This is a genomic window from Oryzihumus sp. (assembly GCF_036391795.1).
In the GTDB taxonomy this organism is placed as follows: Bacteria; Actinomycetota; Actinomycetes; order Actinomycetales; family Dermatophilaceae; genus Oryzihumus.
Genome location: NZ_DASVZH010000220.1, coordinates 1 through 5865 on the forward strand (window position 1 = coordinate 1; position 5865 = coordinate 5865).

The 5865-nt window shown below is 76.5% G+C and carries 6 protein-coding genes and 1 pseudogene; 6 read left to right on the plus strand and 1 reads right to left on the minus strand.

What is annotated here, in order from left to right; translation table 11 throughout:
* Positions 1 to 200 (minus strand): annotated as a pseudogene (locus tag VF825_RS13565) (cobalamin biosynthesis protein); the annotation flags it as partial.
* Positions 201 to 495: 295 nt separating this feature from the next.
* On the opposite strand from VF825_RS13565, the gene VF825_RS13570 reads away from it, so the two are divergent.
* From VF825_RS13570 to VF825_RS13595, 6 genes are all read left to right on the plus strand, one after another.
* Positions 496 to 1209 carry an SCO2322 family protein gene (locus VF825_RS13570; RefSeq protein ID WP_331114159.1) on the plus strand — a complete coding sequence of 238 codons (714 nt, stop codon included), beginning with the start codon at positions 496 to 498 and terminating at the stop codon, positions 1207 to 1209.
* A gap of 23 nt (positions 1210 to 1232) precedes the next feature.
* Entirely contained in the window at positions 1233 to 2369 is a 1137-nt protein-coding gene (locus tag VF825_RS13575) for an energy-coupling factor transporter transmembrane component T (protein WP_331114161.1), read from the plus strand.
* Complete coding sequence (locus VF825_RS13580; protein ID WP_331114163.1) at positions 2366 to 4003, plus strand: ABC transporter ATP-binding protein; 1638 nt, start codon at positions 2366 to 2368, stop codon at positions 4001 to 4003. Before VF825_RS13575 ends, VF825_RS13580 begins: the two co-directional genes overlap by 4 nt.
* On the plus strand, positions 4000 to 4791 hold the full coding sequence (locus VF825_RS13585) for an ECF transporter S component (RefSeq protein ID WP_331114165.1): 792 nt from the start codon (positions 4000 to 4002) through the stop codon (positions 4789 to 4791). The genes VF825_RS13580 and VF825_RS13585 overlap by 4 nt, the downstream gene beginning before the upstream one ends.
* On the plus strand, positions 4788 to 5339 hold the full coding sequence (cobU, locus tag VF825_RS13590) for a bifunctional adenosylcobinamide kinase/adenosylcobinamide-phosphate guanylyltransferase (protein WP_331114167.1): 552 nt from the start codon (positions 4788 to 4790) through the stop codon (positions 5337 to 5339). Before VF825_RS13585 ends, cobU begins: the two co-directional genes overlap by 4 nt.
* A 7-nt stretch (positions 5340 to 5346) precedes the next feature.
* Positions 5347 to 5865 (plus strand): adenosylcobinamide-GDP ribazoletransferase (locus VF825_RS13595; RefSeq protein ID WP_331114170.1); only part of this gene is annotated, 519 nt, incomplete at its 3' end.

A 5865-nucleotide genomic window follows, 5' to 3' on the forward strand; every position in this document is an offset into this window, starting at 1 on the left:
CAGCCCAGGCCGGCCGCGCCGGCCACCAGACCAGCGGTGTACGCCGCGCCCCGCGGCCTGCTGTCGGCCCACCACCGGCGCTCCGCCGCCCGGGCGACCCGCCCGAAGGCGGCCACCGGGTGCCCGCGCCGGGGGTCACCCAGCAGGGTGTCGGCGGCGAAGCCGAGGGCCAGGCCGGCGGCACGGGCGCGTCTGCTCATGGGGCACCTCTCCTCGTGGCGGGGACCACTTTGACACCCCTCGATGCCGCGTGGGACCGTGCGAGCACCGCACGTCTGCAGCCAGGGGAAGCCGGTCCAAGTCCGGCGCTGACCCGCAACCGTAGGCCGTCACCGCAGCCGCCGCCCAGGCGGCCCGGCGACGGCGAGCCGGAGCACCTGCCGTGGGCGTCGGCTCCAGTGTTGATCGTCCGTCGTGGAATGCGGACCGGAGCCGAAGGCGCAGACCCGGCCCCCGGCCCCTGCCCTTCTCGCCACCGGCCGCGAGGAGAGGTTCATGTCCCACTCGCGCCCCACCGCCGTGCGCCCCCTGCGCCCGGCTGCCCTGCTCACCCTGGCCGCCCTCGTGGCGGCCCTGTTCACCGCCGTCATCAGCCCCGCGGCCACCGCGAGCGCAGCGGCCTACCGCTACTGGGGCTACTTCCAGCAGGCCAACGGCTCGTGGAAGTACTCCCAGGTCGGCTCCGACCAGTACAAGCCCCGGGACGGGGCCGTCGACGGCTGGCGCTTCGCGGTCTCCGAGACCGGTCGCCCGCCGCGCGCCACCCCCAGCTTCCAGGACATCTGTGGCGCCACCCCGGCCGTCGCGGGCAAGAAGCGCGTCGGTGTGGTCATCGACTACGGCCGCGCTGCCGATGCGGCGACGGGCACCCCGCCGGCCCCGGTCGCCAAGTGCGCCGTGGTCGACCCCACGGCCAGCGGCACCGAGGTCCTCGCGGCCGTGGCCAGCCCCCGGGTCGAGAAGCAGATGGTGTGCGGCATCGACGGCTGGCCGGCCACCGGCTGCAGTGACACGGTGGCGACCGTCTCGGCCGCCGCCAAGGCCGCGGACACCCCGGTCACCATCGCCGCGGCGAAGAAGGCCGACGCCCCCGCGGACGCCAAGGCCTCCAGCGGGACGAGCACCTCGACCCTGGTGCTCATCGGCGCCATCGTCCTGGTCGCCATCGTCGTCGGCGCGGTCGCCGTGCGCCGCCGCAGCAGGACCTGACCGGACCGGCACCAGGACCATCCGTGCTCACGGCCGCCGACCGCCCCAGCCTCCCGCGACTGCTGCACCCCGTCGCGTGGTGGGTCTGGGGCGTCGGTCTGGCCGCGGCCGCCTCGCGCACGACCAACCCGTTCCTGCTCCTGCTCATCGGGGCGGTCGCGGCGTGGGTCGTCCTCGAGCGCCGTGAGCTCGGGGCGTCCAACGCCTTCGCCGGCTTCCTGGTCATCGGCCTGGTGGCCGTCGGGCTGCGGGTGCTCATGGCCGCCCTGCTCGGCGGCGGCGTCACCGGCCGGGTGGTGCTCTTCCGGCTGCCGGAGGTCCCGCTGCCGGCCTGGACCGCCGGGGTGCGCCTCGGGGGTCCGGTGACGCTGGAAGGCGTGCTCGCCGCGGCATACGACGGGTTGCGGCTCGCCGCGATCCTGGCCTGTCTGGGCGCCACCAACGTGCTGGCCAGCCCGCGCCGGCTGCTGCGCTACGTGCCCGCCACCCTGTACGACGTGGGCACCGCCGTCGTCGTCGCCCTCACCTACGCCCCGCAGATGGTCGAGGACGCCGGCCGCGTCCGGGCCGCCCGCCGGCTGCGCGGCCACTCCGGCCGCGGGCTGCGAGAGATGGCCCGCCTGGCCGTCCCCGTGCTCGAGGGCGCTCTGGACCGCTCGCTCGCCCTGGCCGCCTCGATGGAGTCCCGCGGGTACGGTCGAGCCGTGCACCGCACGCCAGCCTCCCGGCGCCGGGCCAGCGCCCTGACCGTGCTCGGCCTGCTCGGCGTCGTCGCCGGGCTCTACGGCCTGCTCGACGGGTCCAGCCCGCCGCTGATGGGCCTGCCCCTGCTCGTGCTGGGCACCGTTCTCGCCGGGGCGGCCCTGGCCACCGGTGCCCGCCGCGACCCGCGGACCCGCTACCGCCGCGACCCGTGGGCGCTGCCGGAGTGGGCCGTCGCCGTGTGCGGGATCGTCCCGGCCATCGTGATGTTCGTCGGCAGCGACCGGGGCTGGCCGGGCATCATCCCGGTCCAGGTCCCGGCCACGCTGCCCGAGCTGCCCGTCGCCGCGGTCCTGGCCATCGGGGTCGCCGCCCTGGCCGCCTGGGTCAGCCCTCCGCCGCCGCAGCGCGCCGCCGCCACCGTCCCCGCCCGCGAGAAGGTCCAGGTGCCAGCGTGATCGAGTTCCACGACGTCAGCGTGCGGTATGCCGGTGCGGCCACCCCCGCCCTCCGCGGCGCCGACTTCACCATCCCCGAGGGGGAGCTGGTGCTCGTCGTCGGTCCGACCGGCAGCGGCAAGTCCACGCTGCTGCGCTGCGTCAACGGCCTCGTGCCGCACTTCTCCGGCGGCACCCTCGGTGGCCGGGTCGTCGTGGACGGCCGCGACACCCGCACCCACCGGCCGCGCGAGCTGGCCGACCTCGTCGGCGTCGTCGTGCAGGACCCGGTCGCCTCGTTCGTCACCGACACCGTCGAGGAGGAGATCGCCTACGGCATGGAGGCGCTGGGCGTCGACGCCACGGCGATGCGCCGCCGGGTCGAGGAGACCCTCGACCTGCTCGGCCTGGCCGACGTCCGGGGCCGCGCCCTGCGCGACCTGTCCGGGGGGCAGCAGCAACGGGTCGCCATCGGCGCGGTCCTGGCCGCCGGCCCGCGCATCCTCGTCCTGGACGAGCCCACCTCCGCCCTGGACCCGGTGGCCGCCGAGGACGTGCTCTCGGCGCTGCAGCGCCTGGTCCACGACGTCGGCCTGACCGTGGTCCTCGCCGAGCACCGGCTCGAGCGGGTGATCCACCACGCCGACCGCGTGCTGCTCGTCTCCGACGGCCAGGTCTCGCCGCTGCTCGACCCCGCCGAGGCGATGGTCGGCTCCCCCGTCTTCCCGCCGGTGATCGGGCTGGGCCGGGTGTCCGGGTGGGCCCCGCTGCCGCTGTCGGTGCGCGACGCCCGGCGCCGCGCCGCGTCGCTGCGCCGGGTCCTCGAGGCGGACGGCGAGGCGCGGCGCGAGGACCCGCAGCCCGAGCCGACCGGGCGCGTCGCGGAGTCGCCCGCCAGCAGCGTGGTGTCCCACGGGCTGGTGGTGCGCCGTGGTCCGGCGGTGGCCCTGCGCGGTGTCGACCTGGTGCTGCACCCGGGCACGGTCACCGCGGTCATGGGCCGCAACGGCGCCGGCAAGTCCACCCTGCTGGGAGCCCTGTCCGGCCAGCTCCCTGCCTCTGCCGGGCGCGTCGTGGTGGCCGGGCTCGACCCCGCCGGCGCGGCGCCGGCGACCCTGGTGCGCCACGTCGGCCTGGTCCCCCAGGACCCGACCGTGCTGCTGTATGCCGAGTCCGTCACCCAGGAGTGCCGTGCCGCCGACCGTGACTTCGGCGCCCCCGCCGGCACGGCCCGCGAGCTGCTGCGCACCATCGCCGGCGAGGTCGACGGCGACCTGCACCCGCGGGACCTGTCCGAGGGGCAGCGGCTCAGCCTCGCCCTGGCGGTGGTCCTGACCGGCCGGCCGCCGGTGCTGCTGCTCGACGAGCCGACCCGCGGCCTGGACTACCAGGCCAAGGCCCGGCTGGTCACCGTGCTGCGGGAGCTGGCCGGCAGCGGCCACACGGTGCTCCTGGCGACCCACGACGTCGAGCTGGCCGCCGAGGTCGCCACCGACGTCGTCGTCCTGGCCGACGGCGAGGTCGTCGCCCAGGGTCCGGCCCGGGGCGTGCTGGCCGGGTCCCCGGCGTTCGCCCCGCAGGTGGCCAAGATCGTCCACCCGCTGCCCTACCTCACGGTCGCCGACGTCAGCGCCGCGCTGGAGCGCGCGTCGTGATCTCGCTGCGCTGGCCCGCGGTGGTGGCGCTGCTGCTCGTCACCCTGGTCGGCGTGGCCTCCTTCGGCTGGCCCTTCGTGGTCGCGCCGGGCACCGGGCTGGCCCACGGCCAGGACGCGCCCTGGCTGTTCGCCGTCCTGCTCGGCCTGCTCGCGCTGGTGCTGCTCGCCGAGGTCTCCGCGGGCGGGCTGGACCCGCGCACCGTGGCCGTCCTCGGCGTGCTCGCCGCGACCGGGGGCGCCCTGCGGGTGCTCAGCGCCGGCACCGCGGGGCTCGAGCCGATGTTCTTCCTGCTCGTGCTCGCCGGGCGGGTCCTCGGACGCAGTACTGGCTTCGTCCTGGGGGCCCTCGCGGTCCTCACCGGGGCGTTCCTCACCGGTGGGGTCGGCCCGTGGCTGCCGTTCCAGATGGTCGCCGCCGGGTGGGTCGCCCTCGGCGCCGCCCTGCTGCCGCCGGCGACGGGGCGCGCCGAGCGGGTCATGCTCGCGGCCTACGGGCTGGGCGCGGGGCTGCTCTACGGCGCAGTGATGAACCTGTGGTTCTGGCCGTTCATGGGCTCGAGCGCCCCCACCGGCGCGGGCTTCGTGCCCGGCGCGGAGGTGGCCAGCAACCTCGGCCACTACGCCGCGTTCTACCTCGCCACCTCCCTGGGCTGGGACGTCCCGCGTGGCCTGCTGACTGCGGCGCTGGTGCTGGTGGCGGGCCGGCCGGTGCTTGCTACCCTGCGCCGAGCGGTGCGCCGCGCCGCCTTCGACGCCGAGGTGATCTTCGAGGACCCTGACCGATGACCACGACGCTCGTGACGGGCGGTGCCCGCAGCGGCAAGAGCCGCTACGCCGAGAGCCTGCTCGACCACCGCACGCGGGTGACCTACATCGCCACCGGCACGGTGCCGGACGGCACCGACCAGGACTGGAGTGACCGCATCTGGCGGCACCGGATGCGCCGACCAGCCTGGTGGTCGACCGTCGAGACCTCGCGGCTGGCCGCAGCGATCGACTCGGCCTACAACCCCGTGCTGGTCGACTGCCTGGGCACCTGGCTGGCCCGGCAGATCGACGACATCGACGGCTGGCACGACCCGCAGGGCACCGGCGCCTACCTGGAGAACCGCACCGAGGAGCTGTTGACGGTGCTGCGCTCGGCGGTGGTCGACGTCGTGATGGTGACCAACGAGGTCGGCCTGTCCATCGTGCCGGACACGGCCTCGGGCCGGCTGTTCCGCGACGAGCTCGGCCGCCTCAACGCCGCGGTCAGCGCGGTGTGCGACAAGGTCGTCCTCGTCGTCGCCGGCCGGGTGCTGGACCTGTCCGGCTGCCCGGTCGTCCCGGCCTGAGCCCCGCGTGACCACCCCGCCGGCGGGACGGCAGCAGGGCACGCTCTCCGACGCGCTGCGCCTGTCCGTCGGCACCCTGACCGCCGTGCCGGTGGCGCCACCCCGCCGGGTCGACCGCCAGGTGGCCGGGCTGGCGATGGCCCTGGCCCCGCTGGCCGCGCTCCCGCTGGCCGTCCCGGTCGTGCTGGTCCTGCTCCTGGGCCGGGCCGCGCACGCCCCTGCCGGGGTGGTCGCCGTGCTGGTCGTCGCCGGACTGGTGCTGGGCACCCGGGCGATGCACCTGGACGGCCTCGCCGACACCGCCGACGGGCTGTCCGCGAGCTACGACCGGGAGCGGGCACTGGAGGTCATGCGCCGCAGCGACATCGGCCCGAGCGGGGTGGCAGCCGTCGCGCTGGTCCTGCTGCTGCAGGTGGCCGCGCTCACCGCCCTCGCCGGGTCGGTGGCCGGTGCCGTCGCGGCGGGCGTGGCCGTCCTGCTCGGGCGCCACGGCCTGGCCTGGGCGTGTGCCGCCGGCGTGCCGTCC